Consider the following 25,482-nt stretch of genomic DNA (forward strand, 5'->3'; position numbering starts at 1 on the left):
GTCCGCCTATGCCAGAAAACAGCAAAAAGATGACAAACTTAAGACATCCCTCGCCGCGCGCGGTCGTGCTGGCATATGACGGTTTATGTACCTTTGAGTTTGGCGTGGCGGTAGAGATCTTTGGCTTGCCGCGCCCGGAGATGGGCGAGGACTGGTATCAGTTCGCCGTGGCGAGCGTGGATGAGGGTGAGCTCCGGGCAACGGGCGGGATCCGTATTCTGGCCGATGGCGATCTGCGTCTGCTGGAGACGGCGGATCTGGTTGTCGTACCCGGCTGGCGAGGGCTGGACGAACCCGTACCCGACGCGCTCTGCCAGGCGCTCCGTGCGGCGCATGCCCGCGGCTGCCAGCTACTCTCAATCTGTTCTGGCGTTTTCGTTCTGGCAGCCTCAGGCCTGCTTGACGGGCGGAAGGCAACCACCCACTGGCGCTACACGCAAGCTCTGAAAGCACACTATCCCGCTATCACCGTGGTTGAGGATGTGCTGTACCAGGACGAAGGCGATATTCTCACTTCCGCAGGCAGCGCCGCGGGGATTGATCTGTGTCTGCATGTGGTGCGCCGGAATTACGGTATTGAAGCGGCAAACCGCGTGGCGCGTCGGCTGGTGATCCCGCCTCATCGGGACGGCTCGCAAACCCAGCAGCTTAGCCGACCGGTGGCTCAGTTGCGGGAGAGCCAGCGCCTGGGCCAGCTGTTTGATTATCTTCACCAGCATCTGGCCGTTTCCCATACCGTCGAATCGCTGGCCCTGCGGGTGGGTATGAGTCAGCGCACCTTTCTGCGCCGTTTCCAGGACGCGACCGGAACAACGCCCGCGCGCTGGTTATTAACTGCACGATTGCAGCGGGCAAAAGATTACCTCGAAAACAGTCGGCTCAGCATCGACAATATCGCGGAACAAACCGGTTTTGGACAAAGCGGCACGCTGCGCCACCATTTCCGGCAGCAATTTGCGCTTTCGCCCGCGCAATATCGCAAACAATTTTCACAGCCGGTACGATAAACGGGCAAAAAAAACCGCCATAATCTGGCGGTAAATGCTTGCATGGATAGATTTGTATTTTGGTATCTACGCTCCGGTATTCCATACCGGGATGTGGATCATCTGCAATCTACCACTGTGAGCCTCAACGAAGCATAAACGAATCGATTAACCCGCTTTGGTATTAATTTGCAGATAACGCATCAGCCCCTGCTCTGCACTCTGGCGGGCATCATCATTAATCGCTTCGAGATAAAACGCACGAGAGACCCCATACGGCGCCTGCTCGGATGGGTAAACGGCGAACTGGAAGGTTTTGCCCCTCGCCTTATTGGTACAGCCCAGCTCCCAGCGATCTTCACTTACCTGGGTGCTATTACATTCGACACGTCCGTAATCGCTGGTTAAATACGATCCGACACGGCTTTTTGCTGACTGAATATATTCTGGTTCTTCATTTGAATAGATGCTGGCCGCAGCACCCACCGCAACCACTACGCCCAGAAGTGATAGCACGATTATTTTTTTCATTTATTCGATCCAATCCTTAGCCAGAAAAATCTTATTGTAAATGATTTCCCAATAAATCTAGCTTCTCTTTGCATACCAGAAATGGGAGTTTACAACGGCGATATTGCTTTTAAGAATAGTCTTAAGTGAGTTTTATTGCGACCACAATTTTTGACAGTCTATTTTCTCAAATTTAAACAGTCGAATAATTACTCTATGAAATTATCCCTACGATGACCGTAGCGTATTTTCAGGGGATAAAGGATGTTCAGAAAAGAATTTTCGCTACTACTGGTGATTAGCGCCCTGTTCTCAGGGCAGATTATGGCGGAGCACAAAGGGCATGAATTTGTGTATGTGAAAAACGCCGACCATCAGCTTCGTCATGAAGCTGACAGCGACGAGTTACGCAGCGCGGCTGAGGAGTCTGCGGAGGGGTTGCGCGAGCACCATGCCTGGCAGAAATCGCGCAAACCGGATACCCACTCTGCGGGTTAGCTGCCTTTACGCTTCGGCAGGGTCTTCATCAAATCGTCAGGGCTGACGGAGGCCACAATGCTTCCCGGCGGCGGCATTTTGAAGATGTGATTCTTCATCTTGCCGATAACGTGCATTTCACACGGACGGCAGTCAAACTTCAGCGTCAGCACTTCATCGCCATTCACCAGCTGCATCGGCGTCGCTTTCCAGCTTTTAATATTGCCTTTCGCCTGTTTCGGACAAAGGTTAAAGGCAAACCGCAGGCAGTGTTTGGTGATCATCACCGGCACATCGCCCTTCTCTTCATGCGCTTCATACGCGGCGTCAATCAGCTGCACGCCGTGACGATGGTAAAACGCACGCGCTTTGTGGTTGTAAACGTTCGCGAGGAACGAGAGATGCGTGTCCGGGTAGACCGGCGCAGGCACCGTTTCGGCCTTACGGCTGCCGCGCGGATAGTTTGCCAGCCGTGCTTCATCCAGCATCTCTGCCGTTTCACGGCGGAACTGGTTCAGCAGGCTGTTCGGCACGAACAGCGCGTCCGGCAGATTCACCTCAATATTGCGCGCGTAATAAATGGTCTGCCCCAGCTTCGCCACGCCATCCTTGAGGTTGCCAAGCGCTTTCTCCGCATTGTTCGCCACCTCGAACACGCCGTCGAGCGTATGCGTCACGCTGATACCGTCTTCGCAGGTCATGGTCAGGATCAGCTGCTCTTCCCAGCCCCCCAGCGCGATATCCACCGCAATGCGGCGCTCGCTGGAGGTCTTGAGCAGGGCCTGCTGCCAGTTGTGATCCAGGTTACGGTTAAGCGCTGCATTAGGACGGGCTTTGTAGAGATCGGCAGGCATTTCGTTCGGCCAGACGCGATAGCGATTTTCGCCGGTTTTCTCCACCGTATTGGCGCGGAAACCCACTACTTCACGTTTGATCATCACGTTGAGACCATCGCCGTTCGCCAGCGGCTCTGTAACCTGAACGTCAAGATGATCTTTCGCCACTTTCAGCACTTCACCCACCGGTAAACCGATAAACTTCGGTGAATCGAACGCGCCAATATCCCCTTTACGGGCATTCACGAAATAGTCCGTGCTGCCGCGGTGGAAGGTCTTGTCCGTCGACGGAATAAAGAAATGCTCTGTACGACCGGCGGACGCGCGCGCCAGGTCACCGCGATCGTCGATGATGGCATCCAGCATCTGACGATAATGGGCGGTGATATTTTTCACGTAGCTCATGTCCTTGTAGCGCCCTTCAATTTTGAAGGAGCGTACACCGGCATCGATCAGCGCGCCGAGGTTGGCCGTCTGATCGTTATCTTTCATCGACAGCAGGTGTTTTTCGAATGCCACCACGCGGCCCTGATCGTCTTTCAGGGTATAAGGCAGACGGCAGGCCTGAGAGCAGTCGCCCCGGTTAGCGCTGCGCCCCGTCTGGGCGTGAGAGATATTACACTGCCCGGAATACGCCACACACAGCGCACCGTGGATAAAGAATTCAATGGTCGCGTCGGTCGCCTGGTGGATATCGCGGATTTGGTTCAGGTTCAGCTCGCGCGCCAGAACAATCTGCGTAAACCCGACGTCCGAAAGAAACTTCGCCCTCTCAACGGTGCGGATATCGCACTGGGTGCTGGCGTGCAGCTCAATCGGCGGGATATCCAGTTCCAGAACGCCCATATCCTGAACGATCAGGGCGTCAACGCCGGTCTGGTAGAGATCGGTAATAAGACGCTGCGCGGGCTCAAGCTCATCATCATGAAGAATGGTGTTCAGGGTCACGAACACCTTCGCCCCGAAACGGTGGGCGAACGGGACCAGCTCGGCAATGTCGCGCAGGCTGTTGCTGGCGTTATGACGGGCACCGAAGCCAGGGCCGCCAATGTAGACGGCATCTGCTCCGTGAAGAATTGCTTCACGGGCAATGGCGGCGTCGCGGGCCGGGCTTAGCAGTTCAAGATGATGGGAGTGCAGGCGCATACTTCGTCGTTATCCGTTATGGTCAAAATGGCGGCTATTGTAGTCAGAAGTCTGTGCCAGTGAAACCGTTTTGCGACGCTTTAGCGGGGATAATGGATCAGAGAGTGAAAATGCACCGTCCGGGCGCTGCTGTTGCGGTACGCGTGCGGTTTATCGCCGGCAAAACGCACGCCGGAATCAGCGTATAGCGTGCGCCAGACACCGTCAATCTGCATGTCCAGCTCACCGCTTATCACCACCACGTGCTCGATCACCCCGGCTTCGTGCGGCGTGGACTCACTCAGCGCGCCGGGCGACAGGGTGATGGAGAAATGGTCGAACTTAAGCTGTTCATCCCAGGGGAAAAGCGGTTTCACCACCATCGCCTGCTGCTGCGGATCGAACACCGCCTGCGGTTCGCTTTCTGGAGTGATAAACGCCGAAAAAGGTACGTTCAGCCCGGTGGCGATTTTCCACAAAGTAGAGACCGTCGGGCTGGACTCATTGCGTTCGATTTGCCCAAGCATCGCTTTCGACACGCCCGTCTCTTCCGCCAGTTTCGACAGGCTCCAGCCCCGTGCCTGACGCAGCGCTTTCAGTGTGGTTGCCAGGTGTTGAGTGATATCCATAGTTCCTCCCGTTGCGGCAAAGCATACCACTTGTACGCTATAGCGCACAGTGATACCTTATCCCGGACGTTATAACGCACAACGGAGTATCCATGCGATCGACTGCCTCTCTCTTTCCTGCCGTGCTGGCCGGTTTTGTTGCCGTTCTGGTGGGCTATGCCAGCTCTGCCGCCATTATCTGGCAGGCGGCTGCGGCGGCTGGCGCCAGTACACAGCAAATTGCCGGATGGATGACCGCGCTGGGGCTCGGGATGGGGATCAGCACGCTGGCATTGTCGTGGTGGTATAAAGCCCCCGTGCTGACCGCCTGGTCGACTCCCGGCGCGGCGCTGCTCGCCACCAGCCTGCAAGGCGTGACGCTGGCGGAAACCATCGGGGTATTTATATTCGCGAATGCGCTGATTCTGCTGTGCGGCGTCACCGGCCTGTTTGCCCGGTTGATGAAACTAATCCCGCACTCGCTTGCCGCCGCTATGCTGGCGGGCGTGCTGTTACAGTTTGGCCTGAAGGCATTCAGCAATCTTGAGGGACACATTTTTCTTTGCGGCAGTATGCTGGCCGCCTGGCTGATGACCAAAGCCGTAGCGCCCCGGTACGCCATTGTCGCCACGCTGCTGGTGGGCGTGTTCGTGGCATGGGCCGGAGGTGACGTTGTCACGAACAGGATGACGTTATCAGTCATCATGCCGGAATTCATTGCCCCTGCGTTCACCTTCACCAGCCTGCTCAGCATCGGCTTACCCTTCTTCCTGGTGACCATGGCGTCGCAGAATGCGCCCGGCTTCGCCACCATGCAGGCATCGGGCTATCCGCTGGCGGTCTCACCGCTGATCGTTGCCACCGGCGGGCTGGCACTGCTGTTGTCCCCCTTCGGCGTTTATTCTATATGCATCGCCGCCATCACTGCCGCCATCTGCCAGAGCCCGGACGCCCATCCGGATGCCAGTAAACGCTGGCTGGCCGCGGCGGCGGCAGGCGGGTTTTATCTGCTGGCGGGGGTGTTCGGCGGGTCGATTTCCGGCCTGATGGCCGCCCTGCCGCTGAGCGGCATCCAGACGCTGGCCGGGCTGGCCCTGCTCGGCACTATCAGCGGGAGTTTGTATCAGGCACTGAACCATGAAGCAGAACGCGACGCGGCGATCGTTACCTTCCTGATGACCGCCAGCGGCGTCACGCTCCTGGGAATTGGCTCCGCCTTCTGGGGGCTGGTGCTGGGAGGGATCTGTTACACCGTCTTCTCACGCCTTCGCCGCGCGTAGCTGTGACGGCGTGATGCCGGTCATGCTGCGAAAACGGTTACTGAAATGGCTGGCGGAGTTAAATCCACAGGCCAGCGCGATGTCGGTGAGCGGCGTGGTCGTGTGCTGCACCAGCGCTTTGGCCTTCTCCATGCGGCGCTGCATAACGTACTGATGCGGCGCCAGCCCCATCGACTGGCGGAACATCCGCGCAAAGTGATACTCGCTGAGTGCGGCCTGGCCCGCCAGTTCCGCCAGGGTTAAGGGTTGCGCCAGGTTTTCCTCGATAAAGGCCAGCACGTTGCGCAGCACAAACGGTGATAACCCGCCGGTCACTACCGGCAGCTTCCACTGTACGCTGGAGTAGTGCTGGACCAAATGCGTCAGCAATAAGGTCGACGCGGTGCTCAGGGTGAGCTGATTGGCGTTTTGCTGCCAGTCGCAGCCGAGCAAAAACTGGCGATAAAGGGCGGTGATTTTCGGATCGCTGCCGAAGATTTTTTCCTCCAGCGTCAGCGATAGCGGTCGTTTATCCCAGATTTTCTCCCCCACGTCCCGCAGGTGTTCATCGGTGCAGTAGAGGTGCACAAACGACAGGTCGTCACGAATATCCCACGTGGATTCGCTCTCTTCCGGCATCAGACAAAAACGGTCCGGCCCGCCGCCATTTTTCCAGCCACACGGCGTTTTTTGATAGCTTTCATAGCCATCCGCCACGTACAGGCTAAGGGTGTGATGGTTGCTTTTCACCGTGATCGTGTCGTGCTTGTTGTACCACGCCGCCAGTTGAATGCCAGTATTGAGCGCGACGGTTTCCCGCAGCACTGCATTTTGTTGGCGTAACGTTTCAAAGGTGTCGTAAACGAGAGACATGGCCGTAAACAGGTGATTAATCAGACTGTCAGTCTAAGAAGTGTTGCAGCCTGTTACCAGCCATTGTGCGAGAAAAAAGCGCAAGAATTTGCAAGTCCGGCGCAAGACGATGAAAGCCGGCCCCCCCCTTCTTTCGCCACAATGTCGTTTTTCGCGGTATGAGAAGAGAGACACCATGAACGCATTACTCTATGGGCTGGTCGTTGTGATCTGGGGCACGACCTGGATCGCCATTTTTTTACAACAGGGGCCGGTTGCAGCGCCGGTCTCCATTTTCTGGCGCTTCGCCGTGGCCAGCGCCACGATGATGATCGTCCTGGTCGCCCTTCGCCGCCTGCGCAGGCTGGCGCTGCGGGATCATCTCTACTGCATGCTTCAGGGCTGCTGCGTTTTCTGTTTCAACTTCTGGTGCTTTTACACCGCCGCCGCCCATATCAATACCGGCCTTGAGTCGGTGATTTTCTCGATGGCCGTACTGTATAACGCCATCAACAGCTTTATCTTCTTCGGCCAGCGCCCACCCGCACGCTTCTGGACGGCGGCAGCGCTGGGGCTTATCGGGATCATTACCCTTTTCTGGAACGATCTGCTCGCCAGCGGCTGGAGCGCGTCGTTGCTTACGGGCATCGGGCTTTCCGCCCTCGGCACCTACGGCTTCTCGCTGGGGAATATGATCAGCATGCGTCATCAGCGAAACGGGCTGGAAACTATGACCACCAACGCCTGGGCGATGCTGTACGGCACCGTCGTGATGGGCCTTATCGCGCTCTTCAGGGGCGATAGCTTTATGCCGGAATGGACGGTGAGCTATATGGGGGCGCTGCTCTATCTTGCGCTGTTTGGCTCGGTGATTGCCTTCGGCGCCTACTTTACGCTGGTAGGCCGCATTGGTCCCGGTAAAGCCGCGTACAGCACGCTGCTGTTCCCGCTGGTGGCGCTGTCGATTTCAACGGTGTACGAGGGTTATGTATGGCATCTCAACGGGATCGTCGGCCTGCTGTTGATACTGGGCGGGAATATGGTGATGTTTACGAAGCCGGAAACCTGGTTCCGCCGCCTGCGGACGGCATAAAAAACGGCCTGCGAAAATGCAGGCCATTTTTTATTAATTTGCTGTCTGATAAACATCAAACATGGTGGCATCCGTCGCCATGTCATCCACAACCTGCTTCAGGGTGCCGAAGCCCATTGGCGTATTCTCGTTCGCCAGCTCTTTCCCTTCACCCTTACGAACAACCTTAATCACTGGTTTGTTCGTGGCCGCATCGATTAACTCACCTTCGAAGAACAGATGCGTATCCATGGTACGATGGCCCGTTGCCATCTGCGTACCCGCAACCAGCAGCGCCACAGGCACCACTTCATAGAACTGCAAACCTTCTTTGTCTGAGCTCACACCCGTGATGGCGCCGCGGAAGATCAGGCTATGTTTGCCCGGCGTCGTCACAATCGGCTTACGCTGGCCAATCGCGGTTTTCAGTTTGGTATTGGTATAATTCAACAGCTCATCAAGCGTTTTTTGCCCAAGCTGAGTGGTCGGTTTTGGCGTCGGATAATAGGTTATCGGCGTCCAGATAATGCTGTCGTAATTCGCCTCATTATAGGACGGGTCAACCCAACGCAGGGTTGGCTTCCCGGTTGCAGATTTCATCTCCTGCAAGCCGGAGTAATCTTTTAAAAAGCCTGAATATTGATCGGGGGCTGCGACTTTTGACGCACAGCCGGAAAGGGCCAACAGACCAGAAAGCACTGCAACTTTAAAAAAAGTGTGAGTACGCATGATGGTATTCCATGTTATCTGCAAGTATGCACTTGAAGTTATAACAAAAAACCGGGCGATGTGTTGTGGCAAAAAATGACGAAGACAGCACAAATAGCGAAAAAACTGCCCGACCGAAACCGGGCAGTGAAAAATTACTCCTTAAGGTCCACTTGCCAGAACAGGTGCTTGCCGAAGGGATCGATTTCATAGCCCGTGACCTCTTTACGGACTGGCTCAAAAATCGTCGAGTGGGCAATCATTACCGCCGGCATTTGATCGTGCATCATCTGCTGCGCCTGCTTGTACAGCGCCACGCGTTTTTCGCGATCGGTTATCGATTTAGCTTCGGCAATCAGGTTATCAAACGGCTTATAGCACCATTTGGCCGAGTTCGACCCGCCGTTGGCGGACGTACAGGTAAACAGCGGGCCGAAGAAGTTATCCGGATCGCCCGTCGCCGTTGTCCAGCCCATCAGTGCGGCCTGATGCTCCCCGCCCTTCACGCGCTTCAGGTATTCGCCCCATTCGTAGGTCACGATTTTGGTCTGCACGCCCACTTTCGCCCAGTCCGCCTGGATCATCTCCGCCATACGCTTCGCGTTCGGGTTATACGGCCGCTGCACGGGCATGGCCCACAGATCGATGCTTACGCCGTTGGCAAATCCCGCCTCCTTTAGCAGCGCTTTCGCTTTTTCTGGATCGTAATCATAGTCTTTCAGCTCGCTGTCGGCACTCCAGACGCCAGGCGGCAGCAGGTTTTTCGCCGCCGTGCCGGTGCCGTGGAACACCGCCTCAATGATGGCCGGTTTGTTAATCGCCATCGCCAGCGCCTGGCGCACTTTTACGTTATCCAGCGGCGGCTTTTGCGTGTTAAACGCCAGGAAACCGGTATTCAGACCGGCCTTGCTCATCAGGTTGATGTCTTTGTTAGCCTTCATACGCGGCAGGTCCGCCGGATTCGGGAACGGCATCACCTGGCACTCATTCTTCTCGACTTTGGCAAAACGCACCGAGGCGTCCGGCGTGATGGTGAACACCAGACGATCCAGCTTCGATTTTCCCTGCCAGTAGTCAGGGAAAGCGGTGAAGAGGATGCGGGAATCCTTCTGATATTGCGCCAGCTTAAACGGCCCGGTGCCAATCGGCTGCATATCGACCTTTTCTGGCGTGCCCGCTTTCAGCATGGCATCGGCATACTCCGCCGACAGAATGGAGGCAAAGTACCACGCCAGATCAGCGACAAACGGCGCTTCCGGATGCGCCAGGGTGAAGCGCACGGTGCGATCGTCAACTTTATCAATGGCGGTAATCAGACTGCCTAACTCCAGACTTTCGAAGTTGGAATAACTGCCGTTGGAGACGTTATGGTAGGGATGATTCACATCCTTCTGGCGCATAAACGAGAAAATCACGTCGTCCGCGTTGAAGTCGCGCGTCGGCGTGAACAGCTTATTACTGTGGAATTTCACCCCCTTGCGCAGGTGGAAGGTATAGATCTTGCCATCGTCGCTTACCTCCCAGCTTTCCGCCAGGCTCGGCACCAGTTCGGTAGTGCCCGGTTTGAAATCGACCAGACGGTTATAAACCGGTACGGCGCTGGCGTCCACGCTGGTCCCCGACGTATAGAGCTGAGGATTGAAATTTTCCGGCGATCCTTCGGAGCAATACACCAGCGTTTTTGCCGCGACGGTGGAACTGACCGTCAGCGCAGCAAGCGCCAGCGTTATCATTGTGAATGTGCTTTTCATCATTTATTCCTGTCTTTTTAATTCGACGGCTAATTACTTCTTTTGCCATTTCATAAATAACATTAAAGTGATGGCGCAAACACATGAAAAATAAATACAGAAGGAAACACTATGGGCTCAGAACTCTCCAGACAATTAACCCAACGCTTTTTCCGCTATCTCGCCATCACCAGCCAGAGCGACCCGAAAGTCAAAACCCTGCCCTCCACCCCGGGCCAGCACGACATGGCGCGGGAGCTGGCGAAGGAGCTGGAAACGCTGGGGTTAGACGATATTGTGATAGATGAGTTCGCCACCGTTACCGCCGTGAAAAAAGGCAATGTTCCCGGCGCGCCGCGGATTGGTTTTATTACCCATATCGACACCGTCGACGTCGGTTTATCCCCGGATATTCATCCACAAATATTAACGTTTACGGGGGATGATCTCTGCCTGAATAAAGAGAAAGATATTTGGCTGCGCGTAAATGAGCACCCGGAAATTCTGGCTTATCCTGATGAGGAGATTATTTTCAGCGACGGAACCAGCGTATTAGGCGCAGATAATAAAGCGGCCGTCACCGTGGTCATGACGGTGCTGGAAAACCTCACCGCTGAACATAAGCATGGCGATATTGTGGTGGCGTTTGTGCCCGATGAAGAGATTGGCCTGTGTGGCGCGAAAGCGCTGGATTTGAAGCGCTTCGACGTCGATTTTGCCTGGACCATCGACTGCTGCGAGCTGGGGGAGATTGTTTACGAGAACTTTAACGCGGCGGCGGCTGAAATTCGCTTTACCGGCGTCACGGCTCACCCGATGTCCGCCAAAGGGGTGCTGGTCAATCCGCTGCTGATGGCAACGGATTTCATCAGCCATTTCGATCGCCGGCAAACCCCGGAATGCACCGAGGGGCGCGAAGGTTATATCTGGTTTAATGGCATCCAGGCCGGGCAGAACGAAGCGATACTGAAAGCCAATATTCGTGATTTTGACAAAGATGGTTTCGCCGCCCGCAAGCAGCACATTGCCGATGTGGCGGCGCAAATAGCCGCGCAGCATCCCACGGCAAACGTGGAATACCGCATTGAGGATACCTACAGCAATATCAGCAATGCGATTGGCGAAGACCGCCGCGCGATCGACCTGATGTTCGAGGCGATGGAGTCGCTCGGCATCACCCCAAAACCGATCCCCATGCGCGGTGGCACGGATGGAGCGGCCCTGTCAGCCAAAGGCCTGCTCACCCCGAACTTCTTCACCGGCGCCCATAACTTCCACTCGAAGTTTGAGTTTTTACCGCTGTCGTCGTTCGAGGCCTCCTGTCGCACTGCCCTGCAACTCTGTCTGCTGGCGGCGCGTTAAGCGGGCTTGCGTGCGAGCATGGTAGCGAAGCGCAGCTTGATACGGTTCCCGTTGGCATCGGTACGGTGGAGTTCCCCTACCTCTTCGTTGTACTTGATCAGCTCCCAGCCTTCGTAGTAGTTGCTCAGTTCACCGGTTTTGAAGGCAAACGGGAAGCCGACTGTGCACGGATAATCCTCCGTATCCATGGCAGCAACGATCAGGTTATAGCCGCCTGGTCTGGTGCAACGCTGCATATTGGCGATAAGACCAGGGATGGTATTCGCTTCGAGGAACATCAACACGACGGTGGAAAGAATAAAGTCGTATTCGCCGTCAAAGGTCAGGTTGTTCAGATCCTTAATCGCCGTTTCCAGATTCGCGATCCCTTCCGCCGCCTTAATGCGCTCGATGTTATCGATGCTCATCGGGTTTTTATCCCACGCCGTCACGTCATAGCCGTTAGCCGCGAGGTAGAGGCTGTTGCGGCCATTTCCGCAACCCAGATCGAGCGTTTTACCGGGCTTAACAATGTCCGCGCTGAGCAGCACCTCTGAGTGCGTGCGGGTCAGCCCATATTTCTCAGTAAAGTAGTTTTCATCGACAGTCATTATTTTTCCTCAGATTGCATAAGCAGTGCCTTATCAGCGCGCACCAGAAGTTTGCCCTGCATCAGCAAGATAAAAGTACGGACCAGCAGCATCGCGATGATGACGTTGGTGAAAATAAACAGGGGAACCGCGAGGGCATGAAAGAACCCTGACGGACTGCTCTGCCCCAGATGTAAACCGGTGGTCGCCAGCGCCGACACCCCGAACGAGAAGCTCCAGAACGACGCGTTAAACGGCTGCGACAGATACCACGGCATCAGACGCAGCATAAACAGGAGTTGCAACAGGCCATAGCCGAAAAGCATTTTGGCGAAGGTGTCCGCTTCGCCGCCGTTGACGCTAAACCAGGCGCTACAGGCCACCAGGGCAGGCGCAAGCTGGATCCCGAGCGAGGTACGAAGGGCAGCGGGCAGTTCGCCCGCGCTGCGCAGGCGTTGCAAAATGACCGGCTCCAGGCTCAGCCAGGAAAAGACCCCGGCACCAAGGAACACCAGCCCCGCGTCGTGGAAGCCTAGCGCACCGCAGGCCATCGCGCTGATAAAATTGTTCGCTACCGTCGGCAGATACAGTCCCGGCGTCGTGGCCTCTTCCGGATGCTTGCCGCGCCACAGCCCGGCGCTTTGCCAGGCGGCATACGCAAGCTGGATCACCACGCCCACGCTAAACAACCCCAGCGCCAGCGGGCGATACCACGGCACAAAGCCGATGGCCACCAGCAGCGTTGTGGCAGGAAACAGGCTGACAAAACTGCTCATTACCGGATGCCGCATCTCGGCCAGCACGCTATGTGGAAACCGTACCGCACGGGTAAGAAACGCCACGCCTAGAAGGAACCAGATCGCCACCGCCAGCGCCACCAGGATCTCGCCCGGCCAGCGCGTCACCGGCCAGATGGTGCCGGCGTAACGCCAGGCGAACCCCATGCCTATGGTCCCGAGGACCATACCGAAATACCCGGCGGGCAAGTTAAGAACGCGTTGGTTTTGGTTATGCATTTTTTTTAAAGTTTAAAATGTATTTTAAATGCCATTTTAAGGGGTTTCCTGAGCGGACGCCAGCACTTCGAAAAACCAAAACTTTGCTACGTTTATTGAAAGGCTTTTCAGGGATAACACGATGACAAAATATCGGCTTAGCAATGAAACGCGTCTCTGGCGCTGGCAGGACGGATCAACGCCGTGCACAACGCCTCTCAGACAAATTATTGCCGTGAAGGATTTTAACGATGTGACCAGCGGGACTAAAGGCGGTTGGGTTGAGGATGAACACGCGCTCGCCCAGGACGGGGATTGCTGGGTTTACGATGAAAACAGCGTGGTATTTGCCGGGGCCAGAATATCCGGTAACGCCCGCCTCACCCAACCCTGCATCGTAAGCCACCGCGCACACGTTGGCGGCAACGGCTGGCTTGACGCGGCAGAGGTGAGTCATGGGGCGGCAATAAGTGACAACGTCACCATTCAGCACTCCACCGTACGCGGGGAATGCCGTATCGCGGGTGACGCGCGGGTGCTGCATAACAGCCTGGTGATTGCAGCCAAAGGGCTGACACCCGACCGTGAGCAGATCCTGCAAATCTATGACAGAGCCACGGTCAGCCAGTCGCGTATTGTGCATCAGGCGCAAATCTACGGCGATGCCATGGTGACCTGGGCCTTTGTTGAGCACCGCGCCGAGGTGTTCGATCGCGCCATTATTGAGGGCAACGCGCTGAATAACGTCTGGGTGTGCGACTGCGCCAAAGTGTACGGCAACGCCCGTCTGCTGGCCGGTCTGGAGGATGATGCCATCCCGACCGTGCGGTACAGTTCACAGGTCGCGGAAAACGCCCTCGTCGAAGGCAACTGCGTCATTAAACACCACGTATTAATAGGCGGCGAGGCGTGGTTACGCGGCGGGCCGATCCTGATTGATGACAAAGTGGTCATTCAGGGGCGGGCGCGTATCAGCGGCGATGTCCTGATTGAGCATCAGGTGGAAATAACGGACGATGCGGTTATCGAGGCGCTGGAGGGTGAAAGCATTCACGTCCGGGGAGCCAAAGTGATCAACGGCGACACGCGGATCACCCGGACGCCGCTGCTGGGGGCGCTATAGCGGGAAGATTCTGGCGTACAGGTTCACGTCATCGTAGCGACCGTTGAGCATTTCCGCTTCCCGCAAACAACCTTCCAGCGTGAAACCGTTGCGCTGCGCCACCCGGTTACTGCTCTGGTTATCCACGCGACACTTGATCACAAAACGGCGGATCTCGCCGCGCTCAACGTAATAGCGCATAAACGCCTGGAGCGCCTGAGAAAGAATACCCTGCCCCTGATGCGCCTCGTCAAGCCAGTAGCCGATATACCCGGCCTTATTCGCAGGCTCGATCGCGTTGAAGGAGAGCACGCCCACCAATTCGTCATTCATAAAAATCAGGAACATTTTGGCGTAACCGCGCTGGTGCAACATCTGGTTGCTCTGCACGTTGCGGCGCGTGTCCTCTTCGCTGCCGACATGCTGCGCCCAGTCAAAGGCGGTTTGCAGCCAGGTTTTGTTTTTGATTACGAGGTTATGCAGATCGGTGGTATAGCGCTCTTCGACGGCGCGAAGCTCGATTTCCTGGTTAACGGGGATGATTTCTGAAGACATGGTGCCTCTTAATTGCCGGGTGGCGCTAACGCTTACCCGGCCTACAAATGCGTCAAGAGCAGGCCGGGTCGCCACCCGGCACAGACCCATAAGGACTAGCGCATGATCCGGTCGTCAACGTAGTTACGTTTGTCCGGCGCGGGCGGGAAGTACTGATACAGCCAGGTCTCGCTGATGGCATCGCCCTGACAGCGCAGGAACAGGCGCATATCCACCGGCTCGGTGGAGTCAGAGGTTGGATACCAGTCAAACAGAATGCGATACCCGTCGAACGGTTCGACATAGAGTATCTCCACCTGCTTCGCTTCACCGCTGGACAGGGTGATCACCGGCTCAATGCCCTTCGGTGCGGCGGCCTTCAGATCGCCCCCGACGAAATCAATGGCAAAGCGACGGGCCCACACTTTCGGGTAATTTTCACCCGGCGCCCAGCCCTCCGGGAAGCCTCCCATACCGGTACGGGTGGCGTAGACGTTTGCCAGCGGGGAACGCACCGGCGGCTGCGCGCTCCAGTAGAGACGGTATTTGAAGTCCAGCTCATCACCCGCCTGCACCGGTTTCTCTGGCTGCCAGAAGCAGACCACGTTATCGAGCGTCTCGCCGGTTGTCGGGATCTCCATCAGGGCAATGGAACCTTTCCCCCAGTTGTTGCGCGGCTCGACCCACAGGCTTGGTCGCTTGTTATACCAGCCCATGACGTCCTGGTAATGAGAGAAGTCACGGTCAAGCTGCAACAAACCAAAACCCTTCGGGTTTTTATCCAGGTAGGCGTTAAATTGCAGCTTTTGCGGGTTGTTCAGCGGCCGGCAGATCCACTCCCCGTTACCGCGCCACATCGCCAGGCGGTCTGAATCGTGGATCTGCGGATGAATGGTGTCGCACATGCGGCGTTCGTTGTTGCCGCAGCTAAACATGCTGGTCATTGGCGAGATGCCGAGCTGCTTGATGTCTTTGCGCGCATAGAGATGGTTTTCGACGTCCATGATCACCTGGCTCTTCTCACAGTGGATCACAAACTTATAGGCACCGGTAATGCTCGGGCTGTCCAGCAGCGCATAGACGGTAAAGGTGGTATCACCCGGCTTCACGGTTTCAAACCAGAAGGAGGTGAAATCCGGGAACTCTTCCGGGGTGTCGGTAAAGGTATCCACCGCCAGACCACGCGCAGAGAGGCCGTACTGGTAGGTATCATCCACCGCGCGGAAGTAGCTCGCGCCCAGGAACGAAACGATATCGCGTCGCGCCAGCTCCGGCGCTTTAAAGACGCGGAATCCGGCGAAGCCGAGGTCGCTCTGCCCTTCAAGCTGGCGGGTATCCACGCCCGTATCGCCGTAGCTGAACAGCTCAGGCCGGAAGTGGATCTCACGCGCCTGAGAGGTGGTTTGATCCAGCGAGAACATGCGCACGCGGCGGCGGAACCCCATCCCCATATGGAAGAACTGGGCGTCCAGCTGACGGCCTTCAATGTTATTCCACAACGACTGCTTCTCATCGTAACGGATGGCGTTGTACGCCTGCGGCGTCATGGTGGCCAGCGTTTCCGGCAGCGGACGCGGCGCACCGCCCCACGCGGTTTTCGCCAGATCGTGCGCCATGGATTGCAGAACAGAGAAGTCAAAGCGACGGCTCTGACCGTCGGCAATGTCGGAGTCAGCAGCATACGCCGCCTGGGAAAACAGAGAAGCAAGGCCAGAAGTGCCGCTCAGGGCAGCCATTGCCAGGGAACCTTTGAGAAAACGTCTGCGATTCATGCCTGAGAAAACGTCCTTATGGTCGTGTGAATGAGTTTCGCGCGCAGCGAAATGACGGCAAGAAAGAACGCACAGCCTAAACAAAAACGGTTAAGAATCCAATTGTTGGCGGGTGATTATCTGAACAAACCGAGAAATATTTTCTGTCGACCAGAACGGCCTGAAAAAGGGGTAAAGTTATGTATAAAAGAGTCCCGGCTGGACATCAACAGCCGGGACCAACGAGGCGGTTATTTTACGCTGACATCGATACCCGGGAAGTACTTATCAGCCAGTTTAGCGATCGTGCCATCGGCACGTACTTTATCAATTGCGGCATCAAGCTGCTTTTTGGTGGCCTCATCCCCCTTACGCAGCCCAAAGCCGATCCCACTGCCGAGGATGGTGTCGTCCGACACCGGTTTGCCGATAAAGCCAAACCCTTTACCCTGCGGCTTACTGAGGAAACCTGCCTGCCCGGCCGCTGACATGACCAGCGAGGCATCGATGCGGCCATTCAGCAGATCTCCCCAGGCCATATTCTGATCTTTATAAGACACCACGGTGACACCGTGCTTTTCCCAGTGCTCTTTGGCGTAAGTTTCCTGAATTGAACCCTGAAGAACGCCGATGGTTTTGCCCTTCAGCCCTTCGGGGGTAGCCTCTACCGCAGAACCGGCTTTGCCCACCAGCTGGGAGGGAATGCGATAGATGGGCTGGGTGAAATCAATGCTTTTGCGACGCTGTTCGGTGATGTTCATCGCCGAGTTTATGGCGTCGAACTTTTTCGCCACCAGACCGGGGATCAACGCATCAAACGAGGTTTCAACCCAGCTGCACTTCAGCGCGGCGGCTTTACAGATGGCATTTCCCAGCTCTACGTCAAACCCTTCCAGCTCCCCTGACGCATTGCGGCTTTCAAACGGCGGATATTCCGCTTCCAGCCCGTATCGCAACTCGGTAGCGGCAAACGACGAGAATGAACACAACAGTCCCATGCCGACAACTAACGCGCGTAATTTCATTTCAAATTCCTTAACGTGGTGTAACCCGACAAAGGGCCTGGGCACCTGCCCGTAACGTCGCCTCATCTTTCGCAAAAGAGAGACGGATTAACTTATTGTCCGTGCCATCGGCATAAAACGCCGACAGCGGAATGGTGGCAACCCCGTACTCGACAATCAGCCTTTTCACCATCTCGCTGTCGCGCTCGTCGCTAAAGCCGCTGTAATCCGCCAGCAGGAAGAACGAACCGGCACTTGGTAGCAGCCTGAACGGTGAGTCGGCGAGCAAACTTTGCAGCAGATCGCGCTTGCGCTGATAAAACGCCGCCAGCGACAGCCAGGTTTGCGGATCGGTCATGTGTTCGGCAAACGCGTACTGCATCGGCGTATCGGCCGAGAACATTAAAAATTGATGGACTTTACATATCTCATCCATCAGCTCCGCGGGCGCCACACAATAACCCACGCGCCAGCCGGTGACGTGAAAGGTTTTTCCGAAAGAAGAAATAATCACGCTGCGCTCCGCCAGCTGCGGGTGCGTCGCCATTCCGTGGTGCGGTTCGCCATCAAAAACGACGTGCTCGTACACTTCGTCAGACAAAATGATGATGTCGGTGTGGCGCGTCAGCGCTGCCAGCTGGTGCAGATCGGCGGCTGAAAACACCTGCCCGCTCGGGTTGTGCGGCGTATTGACGATGATCATCCGCGTGCGCGGGGTAATAGCCGCCCGTACTTCATCCCAGTTCACGGCAAAATCCGGTACCGTCAGCTTAATGGCGATCGGCGTCGCCCCTTGCAGACGCACAATCGGCGCATAGCTGTCAAAGGAGGGCTCGAAATAGATCACCTCATCCCCAGGATGAACCAGCCCGCTGATGGCTGAGTAAAGCCCTTCGCTGGCGCTGGCGGTCACCAGCACCTCACTCGCCGGGTCATAGCGTGTGCCATAGAGCGAGGCAATTTTGTCCGCAATGCGCTCCCTGAGCGGTTGCAGCCCGGTCATGGAGGCGTACTGGTTATGCCCTGCCTCCATGGCGCGGGTCACGCCGGTGATAAGTTTTGGGTCGCAGGAAAAATTCGGCGCACCCTGAGAAAGGTTGATGGCGTTATGCCGGGCTGAAAGCTGGCCGATAACGGTAAAAATGGTGGTTCCCACATCGGGCAATTTGGATCGTGTCTGCACCGGCGTTTTCAAAGTCATCCTCTGTCCCTTCTCGTGGTGAATGCATAACTATTCAAACAACAACTTCATTGCCGGGACAATCGAATTGTTGTCATAATAGCCATGACAAAAACGCATAGCTAAGGTGAGATATGTCGCGTCGATCATTTCCGCTCAATGCCGTAGAGACATTTATCGTGACCGCGCGTCACCTGAATCTAACCCATGCCGCCAGGGAGCTTTGTCTGACGCAGGGGGCGGTAAGCCGCAAAATCGCTTCGCTGGAAAGCTGGTTCGGCTTCCCGCTGTTCGAGCGCCATGCGCGCGGCCTGCGTCTCTCCTCTCAGGGAAGCGCCCTGCTGCCGGAGCTGCAATCTGCGTTTGAGCACCTGCTGAACGTTGCTGAACAGGCACGAACGCACCAGACCGTTATTCGTCTGAAAGCGCCTACCTGCGCGATGCGCTGGCTGGTGCCGCGGCTGCTACAGGTGGAGCGCGAACAGCCGGAACTCCAGATTGCGCTGACCACCACCACCGATCATAACGTCAATTTCAAAACCGAATCCTGTGACGCGGCGATTGTGTTTGGGACACACATGAGCGCCGGCGATCTGCTGTTCGAAGAGGCCTTAACCCCGGTGATGAGCCCGGTACGGGCCGGTTCTGCGCTGGAAACTCTCACCTTCCTTCACCCCACGCGGGACAAAACGGACTGGACGCTGTGGCTGGCGAAACAGCCGGGTCCGCCGCCAGCTATGCTCAAAAATCAACACTTCGAAACCATGGATCTGGCCATTACCGCCGCCATTCAGGGGCTGGGCATCGCCATCGCGGATGAAACGCTGGTGGAGGAGGACGTGCGCGCCGGACGGCTGATGCGGCCTTTTGACACAAGCATAAAGACGGGGGCGAGCTACCGGCTGGTATTACGCGACGCACCCGGCCCGGAAAACGGGCTGGATGCGTTTCGCGCCTGTCTGCTCAGTCGAGGCTGACGTGGTGTTTCATCACCCGTTTGAAGAGGCTCATTCGGGCACGCATGAAGCGGTTTTCAAGCCGAAAACCTGCATGTTTATTCACACCGATACGTAACAGCACGTCCCGCCCTTTCCGGCAGGCGGGCCAGCGCGTGGGCCCTGCCAGACTATCGCGTGCCCCCGCATCCCGGGCGAAGCTCACCCAGTAGTCCGCCACCTGAGCGGCGAAGGCCAGATCGCGTTCATTTACATACTGCCGCGAGGGTTCCACCTGTCCAAGGGTATCGAACACGTAGGGCACTTCGTTGCCGTGCCAGGCGCCGTTGATGTACGTCGCGTGCTCCGCTTCGGCCACATAATCAAACCAGTATCGCCAGCACAGGCCGCCCGCCCGCTGCTGCGCCTGCATCACCACGTATCCCATAGTGGTGAAGGCCATGTCGCGGCATACCTGCCTGCCAAGTTCCTCATCGCCCTTCACGCCAGGATAAAGCAGCTTAATCAGCCCCAGGCCAAAGCGCCGCTCGCGGCGAAGCTTCTGGATCTGCCCGGCCAGATCGACCCCGAACACCGACATCACGCTGGCTTCGTCGCTGTTTGACCCAATCATCACCGGTACAGGATGCTGGCGGGCCGCGAAGAAAACGTCGAGCATGGCCTCAGGCAAAACGCAATCCCCCACGATGGGCGCAGGGGCGATATTCAGCGGCGAGGTCAGTGGCCAGAACGCCTCAGGCGGGATCGCGCGAAGCTGTTCAGCGGTGGCATTTTGCAGGCCGAAATGGGCGGCAATCGCTTCGCCTTTATGCATGGCCTGCTCGCGTGGCGTGTCCGGCAGCGTGTACCCGCTTTGCACAATGGCTTTATGGAACAGTCCTCGCGCAAGCGGAGAGGCCATCAGCGACAGCACGCTGCGCGCGCCGGCCGACTCGCCAAATACGGTGATGTTCTCAGGATCGCCGCCGAACGCGGCGATGTTATCGCGCACCCATTCCAGGGCCTGGATCTGATCGAGCAGCGCAAAGTTATGCACCACGCGCTCTTCTTCCCCCTCCAGCGCCGGATGGGCAAAAAAGCCGAGGTGTCCGAGACGGTAATTGATCGTCACCACCACCGTGCCGCGCTTCGCCAGCGCCCTGCCGTTATACGGAGGCAGCCCGCCAGCGCCGAGGGTAAATCCTCCGCCGTGCAGCCAGACCATCACCGGAAGCGGATCGGCGCGTGCGACTGGCGACCAGACGTTAAGGTACAGGCAGTCTTCAGAGAACTGGCCGGGATCGCCGCCACCCAGCTCCTGACAGCTTTCGCTGCTCTGCCAGCTGGAGGCGGAGAACGCCGTCGCCGGACGTACGCCATCCCAGCGCGCGGGAGGACGCGGGGAGCGCCAGCGCCACTGGCCTACGGGCGGTGCTGCATAGGGAATGCCGCACCACACGTGGGTATCGCCTTCAGTAAAACCAATCAGTGCGCCCTGGCGCGTTTCAACCACAGGGGCGGAGGGATTTTCCATACCAACCTTCTTTTTCCATCACACCCTTGCAGAGTAACGGTTTCAGAGCAAACCGCAACGCTGTTTGCTGCGCGCTTCCGCCTCCTCGTAAAGCGAAAACTCGTCGTACACCGCACAGCCGAGCGCGGCTTCGAAGGCATTGCGGCTGGCATTGCCGTGGCTGCGCGCCTGCGTTTCATTGCCAAGATTCGACTGGAAGATCCCCGCCGCACTGACGGGCAGAAAATCCTCGTAGGTGATGGGCTGTGCCACAACCCAGCCCCGTTCGATCAGCGGCTGCGGATCGTCCCCGGGACGAAATGCGTGGCGATGCGCCTCACCTGTCGGGGTCAGACGGTAGCGGAAATAAGCCAGCCGCTGACGGCGCAGGAACATTTCACTGTCCGGGAAGGCGCTGAAGATCTCGCGCAGGTGAAGCTGGTGGGTCAGGTTGTCTTTGCCGGTCCCGGCCTGATTTAACAGACTGTCGTACAGCTCGCGCCCTTTCGGCGTAAGGGCCACGCCGCGCTGCTCAATCTCACCGAAACGCGCGGTATGGGTGCCCTTGTGTTCTCCCGCGAAAAGCACCGGCTCCTCCAGCGCCTTAAAGCTGGTCTGGCGCAGGAGGATCGGCACCTCGCGGCGCGGCGGGCCTTCAATCAGAATTTTCGGCTCAATGCCGTACTTCGGCATTAGCTCCTGCACCCGGTCGATATCCAGCGTGCGCGGCGTGAGATGGTTGATATGGCACCCAGGGAAACAGACCACGTCGGCAATCAGGCGATGTTCGTTGCTCAGCGCCAGATAGGTTTCCTGATCGACCGTCGCATGGCGATGCCAGCGGAAGGTTTCCAGGGCTTCCTGCACAAATTCGCGCGCCTGTGCCTCAGTAAAGTGTCCCTGCGCATCATGCAGGTCGATCAGTTCCAGGCAGCGCGGCGTAAAGATGTTGCGCCGGGAGAGGATCTCCGCCGCCCTTTCGCGCAGCGCAACGTTTTCAATCAGCTCCAGGCGCAGCAACGAGGTAAAAATGCGAAACGGATTACGGCAGAGCGCCGCATCGTCTGTCGGACGAAACGCCGTCGAGTGGACGGGCACGCCCGCCTGGGAGAGATCGTAATAGCTGACCGGGTACATGCCCATAATGGCGAAGATCCGGCGCAGGGTGGAAAGCTCCTGCGCGGTGCCAACGCGGATCGCACCGTGACGTTCAACATTCAGGCGCGCCAGTTCGTCTGCGTTTGCCAGTTGTTCATGTAAAAGTGGGTTATTTTCCAGAACCGCCAGGTTAACGTCCGCCACCAGTTCCAGCAAGGTGCCGTACTGCGGAACTTCCTGCTGGTACATCGCCGACATAGCCTGCGAAAAGTGTTCCCGAATATCATCAGCCGTGATGGTGTTCGCCATGATGTCATGCCTCCAGTGAATACTACCTGGAGTGTAGAGAAGCCCGTTCCTTTCGTTGGTAAGAATTTACGAATTGTGATCCAGGCAGACCAGTGGTCAAAGCGTGGGCATTTTCGAAAAACGGTTGTAACTCAAATAGATCAAATGTTAAAAATATTTTGCTATCAGGTTATCAAATTCAAACATCTTAACTTGTCACCCGCGTCGCTCTGTTTTTAACATCGCCTATGGAAAAAAATGGTCTGTTCAGTCAGCGCATACGCTTGCGCCATTTGCATACTTTTGTGGCCGTCGCTCAACAGGGAACGCTGGGGCGAGCGGCTGAAACCCTTAACCTCAGTCAGCCTGCACTATCCAAAACGCTGAACGAACTGGAACAGCTTACCGGAACCCGCCTGTTCGATCGCGGCCGTCTGGGCGCTCAGCTTACTCTCGTGGGTGAACAGTTCCTGACGCATGCCGTTAAAGTTCTCGATGCCCTCAATACCGCCGGTCAGGCGCTCAACCGTAAAGAGGAGTCGGCCAGCGACATCGTGCGCGTGGGCGCGCTGCCAACGGCGGCGCTGGGTATACTGCCTGCGGCGATCGGCCAGTTCCACCGTCAGCAAAAGCACGCCACGCTTCAGGTCGCGACCATGAATAATACCATGCTGCTGGCGGGCCTGAAGTCAGGCGAGCTGGATCTGGGCATTGGGCGGATGTCCGATCCGGAACTGATGAGCGGCCTGAATTACGAGCTGCTGTTCCTGGAATCGCTGAAGCTGGTCGTGCGTCCGAATCATCCCCTGTTGCAGGACACCGTGACCCTGAGCCGCGTGATGGAGTGGCCGGTGGTAGTCTCACCAAAAGGAACCGTTCCGCGTCAGAATGCGGAGGCGTTGCTGCAAATGCAGGGCTGCACGCTGCCTTCCGGGTGTATTGAAACGCTTTCGGCGTCGCTGTCGCGCCAGCTTACGGTGGATTACGACTACGTGTGGTTTGTGCCGTCCGGCGCGGTGAAGGACGATCTGCGACGCGGTGTGCTTACGGCGCTGCCGGTAACATCGCCCGGCGCGGGAGAACCGATTGGCATCCTGACGCGGGTAGATGCCCCGCTCTCTGAAGGTGCCCAAACGCTGTTAAGCGCCATTCGTAAATCAATGCCTCTCTGACCCTAAATGCAGAACCCGCCGCGAAGGCGGGTCTGTCTTACTCAGAACATTTCCCAGTTATCACCTGAGACGGCCGCCGCCGGGGTTAAAGGCGCGGATTTCGCTGCGGTTGCAGGGGCTGTAGTCCGTCCAGCCCCTGCCCCGATGAGACGAAACGCGCCAACGGCCTCCGTCAGACGTGCGCCCTGCTCTTCCAGCGAGGCCGCCGCCGCAGAAGCTTCTTCCACCAGCGAGGCATTCTGCTGCGTCACCTTGTCCATCTCGGAAATCGCCTGGCTCACCTGAACAATGCCGCGGCTCTGCTCATCGGACGCCGCTGCAATCTCCAGCATAATATCGGTGACGCGTTTAACCGCCTCGACGATCTCATTCATGGTATTGCCCGCCGCAACCACTTCCCCGGAACCCTGATCGATAAGCGACACAGATTCATTAATCAGGCTTTCAATCTCTTTCGCCGCATTCGCGCTGCGGCTTGCCAGGGTGCGGACTTCACTCGCCACGACCGCAAAGCCGCGTCCCTGTTCACCCGCACGCGCCGCCTCGACCGCCGCGTTGAGCGCCAGAATATTGGTCTGGAACGCGATACTGTTAATCACGGCGGTAATTTCAGAGATCTTCTTCGAGCTGGTGGAAATATTACCCATGGTTTTCACCACGCCGGAGACCATCTGCCCCCCGCGGCTGGCCTTACCGGAGGCATCTTCTGCCAGTTTACTCGCATGATGCGCGTTATCGGCGTTCTGTTTCACCGTCGCGGTGAGCTGCTCCATGCTGGCCGCCGTCTGTTCAATCGCCGCCGCCTGCTGCTCGGTACGGGAAGAGAGATCGGTGTTACCCGCGGAGATCTCGCTGGTTCCACGGTAGATCTCCTCCGCCCCTTGCCGCACGGTGCCCACGGTTGTCACCAGCGCGTGCTGCATCGTTTGCAGATCGCGCGTCAGGCGGCCAATTTCGCTGCGTCCGGTCGGTTCGTCCGGCATGGTCAAATCGCCTTTTGCGATATTTTCGATACGCGTAGCGGCTCGCTGGAGCGGGTTTATCACCGTACGGCGCAGCACCACAAAGGTGATCACCGCCAGCGCCAGCGCAAGGCCAAACGCGCCGAACATAAACATCAGCCCCAGCCGGGTGCGGGTGTGAGCCTGTGCCGTCAGCGCGTTGGCGCGTTCGGTGCGGATTTTTATCGCCTTCAGCAGCACCGCGTTATAGGCATCGTCCAGCGGACGCGCGGTCTCATTTTCGTGGTTAATAATGGCTTCAAACATGCCATTTTTGGCATATTTCAGCATCGGCTGCATACCGGCGATGTAGGCGTCATAGCGGGCTTTCAGATCGCCATCCAGCGCTTCATCAGCCGGGGTACGAACGGTGCGCTTCATATAGGCGGCAAATCCATCCTGCGACTGCCTGATGCGGATCTCAGCCTCAGCGATGTTTTGTTTCATCGCCTCCATCTCCGCGATACGGCTGGCCGCACCCGCGTGGATCATGTTGATACGGGCGGTGCGTAAATGGTTGGAACTGTTTGACAGACCGGTGCGCACCTGGATTTCTGCCGTGACATCCTGCTGATCGTTATCGGCCTGGAGCAGGAAATAGCCTGCCAGACCTGAGCTCAATGCAAACAGGAGAATAATGCCACCGAGAATGGAGGAAAACAGCGGAACCAGCCGGATGTGATGCAAGAAACTCAGCTTAGGCTGCGCCTGCATCGATGTTGTGTTGTCCATGACCGTCGACTCTCTTATAGGTAAGATGCGTAATAACACGCCTGTAAAAGAGTCATCGGCACGCCAGGGAATTAAATTACGTC

General features: G+C 57.1%; 23 protein-coding genes. 8 read left to right on the top strand and 15 right to left on the bottom strand.

Going from position 1 to position 25,482, the window contains the following annotated elements:
* The first annotated feature begins 8 nt into the window (after positions 1 to 8).
* Positions 9 to 1,007 carry a transcriptional regulator FtrA gene (gene ftrA, locus H2Z33_RS19910; protein ID WP_063135153.1) on the top strand — a complete coding sequence of 333 codons (999 nt, stop codon included), beginning with the start codon at positions 9 to 11 and terminating at the stop codon, positions 1,005 to 1,007.
* 147 nt (positions 1,008 to 1,154) lie between these two features.
* Here the strand turns inward: ftrA and H2Z33_RS19915 are convergent, their stop codons facing one another.
* Positions 1,155 to 1,517: a hypothetical protein gene (locus H2Z33_RS19915; protein ID WP_015570547.1), complete on the bottom strand. Its 363-nt coding sequence runs from the start codon at positions 1,515 to 1,517 to the stop codon at positions 1,155 to 1,157.
* Positions 1,518 to 1,760: 243 nt separating this feature from the next.
* Between H2Z33_RS19915 and H2Z33_RS19920 the strand changes: the two genes are divergently transcribed.
* Positions 1,761 to 1,994, top strand: a complete 234-nt coding sequence (locus H2Z33_RS19920; protein ID WP_015570548.1) for a DUF2554 family protein — start codon at positions 1,761 to 1,763, stop codon at positions 1,992 to 1,994.
* Here H2Z33_RS19920 and H2Z33_RS19925 read toward each other — a convergent pair.
* Together H2Z33_RS19925 and H2Z33_RS19930 are read right to left on the bottom strand one after the other, a co-directional pair.
* Positions 1,991 to 3,955 (bottom strand): peptidase U32 family protein, encoded by a 1,965-nt coding sequence (locus H2Z33_RS19925; RefSeq protein WP_063135152.1) that lies wholly within the window; start codon positions 3,953 to 3,955, stop codon positions 1,991 to 1,993. The genes H2Z33_RS19920 and H2Z33_RS19925 overlap by 4 nt on opposite strands.
* A gap of 80 nt (positions 3,956 to 4,035) precedes the next feature.
* Complete coding sequence (locus H2Z33_RS19930) at positions 4,036 to 4,563, bottom strand: helix-turn-helix domain-containing protein (RefSeq protein WP_015570550.1); 528 nt, start codon at positions 4,561 to 4,563, stop codon at positions 4,036 to 4,038.
* Positions 4,564 to 4,655: 92 nt separating this feature from the next.
* Here H2Z33_RS19930 and H2Z33_RS19935 point away from each other — a divergent pair, with 92 nt between their 5' ends.
* Positions 4,656 to 5,822 carry a benzoate/H(+) symporter BenE family transporter gene (locus H2Z33_RS19935; protein WP_063135151.1) on the top strand — a complete coding sequence of 389 codons (1,167 nt, stop codon included), beginning with the start codon at positions 4,656 to 4,658 and terminating at the stop codon, positions 5,820 to 5,822.
* Here the strand turns inward: H2Z33_RS19935 and H2Z33_RS19940 are convergent.
* Positions 5,802 to 6,674 carry a helix-turn-helix domain-containing protein gene (locus H2Z33_RS19940; RefSeq protein WP_032648282.1) on the bottom strand — a complete coding sequence of 291 codons (873 nt, stop codon included), beginning with the start codon at positions 6,672 to 6,674 and terminating at the stop codon, positions 5,802 to 5,804. The two genes, H2Z33_RS19935 and H2Z33_RS19940, sit on opposite strands and share 21 nt — an antisense overlap.
* Before the next feature lie 175 nt (positions 6,675 to 6,849).
* On the opposite strand from H2Z33_RS19940, the gene H2Z33_RS19945 reads away from it, so the two are divergent.
* Positions 6,850 to 7,746, top strand: a complete 897-nt coding sequence (locus tag H2Z33_RS19945; protein WP_023303719.1) for a DMT family transporter — start codon at positions 6,850 to 6,852, stop codon at positions 7,744 to 7,746.
* A 33-nt stretch (positions 7,747 to 7,779) separates the two neighbouring features.
* On the opposite strand, the gene H2Z33_RS19950 is transcribed toward H2Z33_RS19945, so the two are convergent.
* Positions 7,780 to 8,454 carry a DUF3313 domain-containing protein gene (locus H2Z33_RS19950; protein ID WP_063135150.1) on the bottom strand — a complete coding sequence of 225 codons (675 nt, stop codon included), beginning with the start codon at positions 8,452 to 8,454 and terminating at the stop codon, positions 7,780 to 7,782.
* Between the two features lie 134 nt (positions 8,455 to 8,588).
* Positions 8,589 to 10,184, bottom strand: a complete 1,596-nt coding sequence (locus H2Z33_RS19955; protein WP_063135149.1) for an ABC transporter substrate-binding protein — start codon at positions 10,182 to 10,184, stop codon at positions 8,589 to 8,591.
* A 111-nt stretch (positions 10,185 to 10,295) separates the two neighbouring features.
* Here H2Z33_RS19955 and pepT point away from each other — a divergent pair, with 111 nt between their 5' ends.
* Positions 10,296 to 11,525 (top strand): peptidase T, encoded by a 1,230-nt coding sequence (gene pepT / locus H2Z33_RS19960; protein WP_015570554.1) that lies wholly within the window; start codon positions 10,296 to 10,298, stop codon positions 11,523 to 11,525.
* Here pepT and tehB read toward each other — a convergent pair.
* Both tehB and tehA read right to left on the bottom strand, forming a co-directional pair.
* A complete protein-coding gene (gene tehB / locus H2Z33_RS19965) occupies positions 11,522 to 12,115 on the bottom strand; it encodes a tellurite resistance methyltransferase TehB (RefSeq protein WP_015570555.1) in 594 nt (197 codons plus the stop codon). The two genes, pepT and tehB, sit on opposite strands and share 4 nt — an antisense overlap.
* Positions 12,115 to 13,110, bottom strand: a complete 996-nt coding sequence (tehA, locus tag H2Z33_RS19970; protein ID WP_033487936.1) for a dicarboxylate transporter/tellurite-resistance protein TehA — start codon at positions 13,108 to 13,110, stop codon at positions 12,115 to 12,117. Before tehA ends, tehB begins: the two co-directional genes overlap by 1 nt.
* Positions 13,111 to 13,231: 121 nt before the next feature.
* Between tehA and ydcK the strand changes: the two genes are divergently transcribed.
* The gene (gene ydcK / locus H2Z33_RS19975; protein WP_015570557.1) at positions 13,232 to 14,212 is read left to right on the top strand and encodes a YdcK family protein; all 981 of its coding nucleotides are present in this window, start codon (positions 13,232 to 13,234) and stop codon (positions 14,210 to 14,212) included.
* Here ydcK and rimL read toward each other — a convergent pair.
* The 4 genes from rimL to H2Z33_RS19995 all read right to left on the bottom strand — a co-directional run bounded on the left by rimL (position 14,207) and on the right by H2Z33_RS19995 (position 18,681).
* Positions 14,207 to 14,746: a 50S ribosomal protein L7/L12-serine acetyltransferase gene (gene rimL, locus H2Z33_RS19980; protein ID WP_032653529.1), complete on the bottom strand. Its 540-nt coding sequence runs from the start codon at positions 14,744 to 14,746 to the stop codon at positions 14,207 to 14,209. The genes ydcK and rimL overlap by 6 nt on opposite strands.
* Before the next feature lie 95 nt (positions 14,747 to 14,841).
* The gene (locus tag H2Z33_RS19985; protein ID WP_017384001.1) at positions 14,842 to 16,497 is read right to left on the bottom strand and encodes a glucan biosynthesis protein D; all 1,656 of its coding nucleotides are present in this window, start codon (positions 16,495 to 16,497) and stop codon (positions 14,842 to 14,844) included.
* 230 nt (positions 16,498 to 16,727) lie between these two features.
* On the bottom strand, positions 16,728 to 17,501 hold the full coding sequence (locus H2Z33_RS19990; RefSeq protein WP_003857237.1) for an ABC transporter substrate-binding protein: 774 nt from the start codon (positions 17,499 to 17,501) through the stop codon (positions 16,728 to 16,730).
* 10 nt (positions 17,502 to 17,511) lie between these two features.
* A complete protein-coding gene (locus H2Z33_RS19995) occupies positions 17,512 to 18,681 on the bottom strand; it encodes a pyridoxal phosphate-dependent aminotransferase (RefSeq protein ID WP_063135148.1) in 1,170 nt (389 codons plus the stop codon).
* A 113-nt stretch (positions 18,682 to 18,794) separates the two neighbouring features.
* On the opposite strand from H2Z33_RS19995, the gene H2Z33_RS20000 reads away from it, so the two are divergent.
* The gene (locus H2Z33_RS20000) at positions 18,795 to 19,637 is read left to right on the top strand and encodes a LysR family transcriptional regulator (protein WP_015570561.1); all 843 of its coding nucleotides are present in this window, start codon (positions 18,795 to 18,797) and stop codon (positions 19,635 to 19,637) included.
* On the opposite strand, the gene H2Z33_RS20005 is transcribed toward H2Z33_RS20000, so the two are convergent.
* Together H2Z33_RS20005 and H2Z33_RS20010 are read right to left on the bottom strand one after the other, a co-directional pair.
* Positions 19,624 to 21,129: a carboxylesterase/lipase family protein gene (locus tag H2Z33_RS20005; protein ID WP_032634400.1), complete on the bottom strand. Its 1,506-nt coding sequence runs from the start codon at positions 21,127 to 21,129 to the stop codon at positions 19,624 to 19,626. The two genes, H2Z33_RS20000 and H2Z33_RS20005, sit on opposite strands and share 14 nt — an antisense overlap.
* Before the next feature lie 42 nt (positions 21,130 to 21,171).
* On the bottom strand, positions 21,172 to 22,515 hold the full coding sequence (locus tag H2Z33_RS20010; RefSeq protein WP_017384005.1) for a VOC family protein: 1,344 nt from the start codon (positions 22,513 to 22,515) through the stop codon (positions 21,172 to 21,174).
* 227 nt (positions 22,516 to 22,742) lie between these two features.
* On the opposite strand from H2Z33_RS20010, the gene H2Z33_RS20015 reads away from it, so the two are divergent.
* Complete coding sequence (locus H2Z33_RS20015; RefSeq protein ID WP_015570563.1) at positions 22,743 to 23,666, top strand: LysR substrate-binding domain-containing protein; 924 nt, start codon at positions 22,743 to 22,745, stop codon at positions 23,664 to 23,666.
* A gap of 41 nt (positions 23,667 to 23,707) precedes the next feature.
* Here H2Z33_RS20015 and H2Z33_RS20020 read toward each other — a convergent pair whose 3' ends face one another.
* Positions 23,708 to 25,399, bottom strand: a complete 1,692-nt coding sequence (locus H2Z33_RS20020; protein WP_047637359.1) for a methyl-accepting chemotaxis protein — start codon at positions 25,397 to 25,399, stop codon at positions 23,708 to 23,710.
* Between the last annotated feature and the right edge of the window lie 83 nt (positions 25,400 to 25,482).

The organism is Enterobacter sp. YSU, from assembly GCF_016082135.1.
GTDB lineage: Bacteria > Pseudomonadota > Gammaproteobacteria > Enterobacterales > Enterobacteriaceae > Enterobacter > Enterobacter hormaechei_C.

What these genes read in the sequence shown, in the direction of transcription:
- ftrA (WP_063135153.1), top strand. Translation starts at nt 9, where the DNA reads ATGCCAGAAAACAGCAAAAAGATGACAAACTTAAGACATCCCTCGCCG.
- H2Z33_RS19915 (WP_015570547.1), bottom strand. Translation starts at nt 1,517, where the DNA reads ATGAAAAAAATAATCGTGCTATCACTTCTGGGCGTAGTGGTTGCGGTG.
- H2Z33_RS19920 (WP_015570548.1), top strand. Translation starts at nt 1,761, where the DNA reads ATGTTCAGAAAAGAATTTTCGCTACTACTGGTGATTAGCGCCCTGTTC.
- H2Z33_RS19925 (WP_063135152.1), bottom strand. Translation starts at nt 3,955, where the DNA reads ATGCGCCTGCACTCCCATCATCTTGAACTGCTAAGCCCGGCCCGCGAC.
- H2Z33_RS19930 (WP_015570550.1), bottom strand. Translation starts at nt 4,563, where the DNA reads ATGGATATCACTCAACACCTGGCAACCACACTGAAAGCGCTGCGTCAG.
- H2Z33_RS19935 (WP_063135151.1), top strand. Translation starts at nt 4,656, where the DNA reads ATGCGATCGACTGCCTCTCTCTTTCCTGCCGTGCTGGCCGGTTTTGTT.
- H2Z33_RS19940 (WP_032648282.1), bottom strand. Translation starts at nt 6,674, where the DNA reads ATGTCTCTCGTTTACGACACCTTTGAAACGTTACGCCAACAAAATGCA.
- H2Z33_RS19945 (WP_023303719.1), top strand. Translation starts at nt 6,850, where the DNA reads ATGAACGCATTACTCTATGGGCTGGTCGTTGTGATCTGGGGCACGACC.
- H2Z33_RS19950 (WP_063135150.1), bottom strand. Translation starts at nt 8,454, where the DNA reads ATGCGTACTCACACTTTTTTTAAAGTTGCAGTGCTTTCTGGTCTGTTG.
- H2Z33_RS19955 (WP_063135149.1), bottom strand. Translation starts at nt 10,184, where the DNA reads ATGAAAAGCACATTCACAATGATAACGCTGGCGCTTGCTGCGCTGACG.
- pepT (WP_015570554.1), top strand. Translation starts at nt 10,296, where the DNA reads ATGGGCTCAGAACTCTCCAGACAATTAACCCAACGCTTTTTCCGCTAT.
- tehB (WP_015570555.1), bottom strand. Translation starts at nt 12,115, where the DNA reads ATGACTGTCGATGAAAACTACTTTACTGAGAAATATGGGCTGACCCGC.
- tehA (WP_033487936.1), bottom strand. Translation starts at nt 13,110, where the DNA reads ATGCATAACCAAAACCAACGCGTTCTTAACTTGCCCGCCGGGTATTTC.
- ydcK (WP_015570557.1), top strand. Translation starts at nt 13,232, where the DNA reads ATGACAAAATATCGGCTTAGCAATGAAACGCGTCTCTGGCGCTGGCAG.
- rimL (WP_032653529.1), bottom strand. Translation starts at nt 14,746, where the DNA reads ATGTCTTCAGAAATCATCCCCGTTAACCAGGAAATCGAGCTTCGCGCC.
- H2Z33_RS19985 (WP_017384001.1), bottom strand. Translation starts at nt 16,497, where the DNA reads ATGAATCGCAGACGTTTTCTCAAAGGTTCCCTGGCAATGGCTGCCCTG.
- H2Z33_RS19990 (WP_003857237.1), bottom strand. Translation starts at nt 17,501, where the DNA reads ATGAAATTACGCGCGTTAGTTGTCGGCATGGGACTGTTGTGTTCATTC.
- H2Z33_RS19995 (WP_063135148.1), bottom strand. Translation starts at nt 18,681, where the DNA reads ATGACTTTGAAAACGCCGGTGCAGACACGATCCAAATTGCCCGATGTG.
- H2Z33_RS20000 (WP_015570561.1), top strand. Translation starts at nt 18,795, where the DNA reads ATGTCGCGTCGATCATTTCCGCTCAATGCCGTAGAGACATTTATCGTG.
- H2Z33_RS20005 (WP_032634400.1), bottom strand. Translation starts at nt 21,129, where the DNA reads ATGGAAAATCCCTCCGCCCCTGTGGTTGAAACGCGCCAGGGCGCACTG.
- H2Z33_RS20010 (WP_017384005.1), bottom strand. Translation starts at nt 22,515, where the DNA reads ATGGCGAACACCATCACGGCTGATGATATTCGGGAACACTTTTCGCAG.
- H2Z33_RS20015 (WP_015570563.1), top strand. Translation starts at nt 22,743, where the DNA reads ATGGAAAAAAATGGTCTGTTCAGTCAGCGCATACGCTTGCGCCATTTG.
- H2Z33_RS20020 (WP_047637359.1), bottom strand. Translation starts at nt 25,399, where the DNA reads ATGGACAACACAACATCGATGCAGGCGCAGCCTAAGCTGAGTTTCTTG.